The organism is Piscirickettsia litoralis, assembly GCF_001720395.1.
GTDB lineage: Bacteria > Pseudomonadota > Gammaproteobacteria > Piscirickettsiales > Piscirickettsiaceae > Piscirickettsia > Piscirickettsia litoralis.
Genome location: NZ_MDTU01000004.1, coordinates 152,594 through 156,432, shown reverse-complemented (window position 1 = coordinate 156,432; position 3,839 = coordinate 152,594). Strand labels below are relative to the sequence as shown.

Genomic DNA, 3,839 nt, shown 5'->3' with positions numbered 1-3,839 from the left:
AATATTCATTGCTGGAACGATGCAATTGCACAGATTTTTTGTGCCTAATGTAAGGTAATATCCATTTTATTTGGCACTATGAAATTAATGTGATGGTGCCGTCTAGACAGATAAATCAATAATAAAAAAATCATATTTTTTTATATGTTTTACGAAAGACTTTAACACTATATTCTATCAATACAGAGACAGAAATTTTGAGTTGTCATGCCATGTTCAATTTAATTTTTAAAATTTGTTAATTTAGGAGTAGAATTATCGATTGTGTCACAGTTTGCGCTGACAATGAAAGAAAATCAAAAAAAATAAATGAAAAATTGCTCAGCGCCAAAGAGCGTAAACTTTATGAAATGATTAAGAATTATGAATGTAAAAAAAATGTAGGGAGTAGCTCACCGTTTTGAAATTGTTATAGTCTATGTTACATACATTGTGAAATAATGAAAGGTAAGTGAACACTGGCTTTGACCCGAATTTTTAGAGACTCGTTCTTTTAACTTCGCACTTAAAGGCCTTACGTATTTGGGTAAATCTATTCAAATTACACTTATCGAGGTTTAATCACCACTATAGATTATATATCCAACAGATATCCTTTTGGTGATCCATAAATTTTTGGACAAGTAATTTAGACATATTTACCTTGTTATGATGAAGTTGCGAAAGTCACAGCCCTGTGGTTACCCTGGGAGGGTATCTAAAGATCTAGAGTCACTTACTGAGTGTAAACTGCTTGTTATACGAATTGACCCTCGCTTTCAATCAATCACTCACAGCGGTGTACATGTTGTTAAGCATGTTGATGAAGATGAGTTTTTAAAGGTGTATACCAGGAACGTTAAGGCAATTTTTGATTTGAAGCCAACAACTCAACGCATTCTTCAGTATTTGATGACGGAATTACAAAAAACACCAAACGCAGATGCAGTTTATCTAGCTTGGGTAGGAGCCGAACAATACTTTACTGAGCACCACATCAATGTGTCCAGAACGCCTTTTCAAAGATCACTAAAAGAACTTCTTAAAAAAGGATTTGTTACTGAAAGCACGAAGCCAAATATGTTTTGGTTCAACCCCCATTTATTTTTCAATGGAAACAGAATGACCTTTGTTCATGAATACCGTATGAAAAAAACAATTACTGATGAAGAAAGTTAAACCCTAAATCGAGGATCGAGGAAAATGACGAAAAATGACGAAGAGGACGAAGAGCACGCTTACACGTTGCAAGCAACGTAGCGTGCAAAAGTGCCATTTTTTTGGTAATGAAAAGCTATTAAAAGAAGATGCAAGAAGCACATAAGGGATGGTGCCAAAATTAAGGAATGTTTTTAATGAGGACCTTGCCCTTATTACGTCAAAACGATAGCAAATCGTTGGTTTTTTTACTGGTTATTTTTTTGACTGGTATTGCTGTAGCTCTGCAGTTCTCGACCTTAAGCCTATTTTTGGCCAATGATATTAATGCTAATTCTTTGTTGATAGGTCTTTTCTATGCCGTGAATGCGGTGGCTGGTATTCTAGTCAGCCAATTGTTAGCAAGCTACTCGGATAATAATTCGGCACTCAAGCAGATAATCATTAGCTGCTGTATTGCTGGAGTTCTTATGAGCACCCTCTTCGCCTTTAACCGCAACTATTGGCTTTTATTGATCTTTGGAGTATTGCTCAGCAGTATCGCCTCCACGACCTCTCCTTTGTTGTTTGCTCATGCCAGAGAGTACACAAAACAACAGAAAAAAGACTCGAATATGTTTATTACAGTCATGCGGAGCCTGTATTCTTTGGCATGGGTGGTTGGTCCACCGATTTCCTTTGTTATTGCCATCGATTATGGTTTTTTTTTCTTGTACCTTGTCGCTACAATAATGTTTCTATTTTGTACGTTGGTGGTAATGCTGAAACTACCTAAAAGCACAAACCCCAAATTTACCCAAGCTCACAAGATCAATGTCTGGGAAAACAGGGATGTGCGCTTGTTGTTTACGGCTTCCACCCTGATGTGGACCTCTAATAACATGTACCGTATTAGTATGCCGCTTTATGTTTTTTACTCTCTCCATCTGAATGAAAAACTGGCAGGAATCATGATGGGAATTGCCGCATGTGTGGAGATCCCAGCAATGCTGGTAAGCGGTTACTACACTCGTAAGATAGGCAAACATAACATGATGCTGATCTCCGCCAGTGCAGGTATCCTCTTCTATGGCGGTCTATTGTATTTCCATACTCAAAATCAACTCCTCGAAATTCAACTGTTTTGTGCTATGTTTGTTGGCATTCTAGCCAGTACAGGCATGTGCTATTTTCAGGATTTATTGGGACATGCACCTTGTATAGGTACTACACTGTATAGCAACACGATGAAGGCAGGAGCTGTCATCAGCGGTGTGTTATCTGGTGTAGTGACAAAGTGGTTCGGTTTTCATGGTGTATTTGAAACATCTTTGCTCCTGATAATAATCAGCCTTATCTGTTTATCGAAAATGGACAAAGGTAAATGTTACAAAACGTAACCCAACTAGAGAAATCTAGTAGTAAATTTAACCAACTTTTTATCGTCGAATGCTCTTTTTCAGTTGATCAATTATGGCCGTTAAAATTTCAAATTCTTCACTCAAAGAGGTGAATTTTTGGCTTTTCTGCGATTCTGTAGATTACACTGCAAACATATCGTAGCCCTGCAAATCTAACACCAATCTCTGGAACAACGACTCCGTTTTAAAAAAACCATAACAGCGCCTTTTAATGACTTTAATTTTATTATTGAGCCCTTCAACAAAACCACTATTTTCTCGATCTTTAAAATAGTTGATAATACAGCCTTTATATTTGTTAAGTGTTGTAATAAATAAATTAAAACAAGTGAGTCCACTTTTTTCTACAGCAGTGATCCATCGGTCAATTTTGGCCATGGCTGATTTTCTATCGCTGTGGGCATTAAATATATGTGTTAATTTTAAAGCGTAATGATGAGCCTTTTTCAGGAGTGGTGAATGTTTGTAGAGTAACTCAAATTTATTTTTATCGGCCTCAGTTAGGCATTCATACTGCTTACGCAATATCCACATCATCCCATTATAGCACTTCCCTAACACTTTGACTTGTAAGATAATCGTAATAAACAGAGGAGTGTTTATTATGCCAGCAGCTTACTCAACAGACCTTCGAATGAAAGCAGTAGAAGCTTATAAAAAGGGAAAATACCACCAAGCAGAGATCGCAGAGCAATTTGGTATCAGTATAGCCACTTTAAATCGATATTGGAGGGCCTATAATGCTCACGGAGATTTATCACCTAAAAAATACCATCATGGCCGCCATGCAGTTTTATCTGGGAATAACCTAAACGATGTTGCTAAGCTAATTGCAAATAAACCGGATGCAACGATTGCTGAACTCTGTGAAGTATACAACCAAACACATGAGATTCCTGTCGGAAGAAGTATGATGCATCGAGCTTGCCAGAAACTAAAGGCCAACTACAAGAAGAAGTCTAAAAGAGCTTCTCAGCAACAGACAGATAGGGTAAAAAAAGCGTAATGAATTTGGCCGAATGATAAAAACCTTAAATAAAGATCTTATTTTCCTTGATGAGTCTGGGTGTTATTTGAACATGACACGCCATTATGCCAGAGCTTTTAATGGTGATCGTGCGATTGAGTATGCTCCTTTTAGGGATACAGCGAAATATTCTGTTATTGGAGCAATCGGGGTTGATGAAGTCAAGGCGGTTGGCTATGGAAGCTGGAATACAGACTCTCGCATCTTCATAACATTCATCAAGGAATTATTATTGCCAAAGCTCAATAAAAACCACGCGGTTATTATGGATAATC

5 protein-coding genes are annotated in these 3,839 nt (G+C 37.3%); 4 read left to right on the top strand and 1 reads right to left on the bottom strand.

Features of this window, described 5'->3' with window-relative positions:
• Window positions 1-648 precede the first annotated feature (648 nt).
• On the top strand, window positions 649-1,158 hold the full coding sequence (locus BGC07_RS17330; RefSeq protein WP_069314313.1) for a hypothetical protein: 510 nt from the start codon (window positions 649-651) through the stop codon (window positions 1,156-1,158).
• A gap of 185 nt (window positions 1,159-1,343) precedes the next feature.
• Window positions 1,344-2,516 (top strand): sugar efflux transporter, encoded by a 1,173-nt coding sequence (locus BGC07_RS17325; RefSeq protein WP_235603482.1) that lies wholly within the window; start codon window positions 1,344-1,346, stop codon window positions 2,514-2,516.
• 141 nt (window positions 2,517-2,657) lie between these two features.
• Here the strand turns inward: BGC07_RS17325 and BGC07_RS19855 are convergent, their stop codons facing one another.
• Complete coding sequence (locus BGC07_RS19855) at window positions 2,658-3,074, bottom strand: transposase (protein ID WP_139121829.1); 417 nt, start codon at window positions 3,072-3,074, stop codon at window positions 2,658-2,660.
• Between the two features lie 67 nt (window positions 3,075-3,141).
• On the opposite strand from BGC07_RS19855, the gene BGC07_RS17315 reads away from it, so the two are divergent.
• Window positions 3,142-3,543, top strand: a complete 402-nt coding sequence (locus tag BGC07_RS17315) for a helix-turn-helix domain-containing protein (RefSeq protein ID WP_069314311.1) — start codon at window positions 3,142-3,144, stop codon at window positions 3,541-3,543.
• A 13-nt stretch (window positions 3,544-3,556) separates the two neighbouring features.
• On the top strand, window positions 3,557-3,839 hold a 283-nt coding region (locus BGC07_RS17310), incomplete at its 3' end, for a transposase (protein ID WP_201258195.1).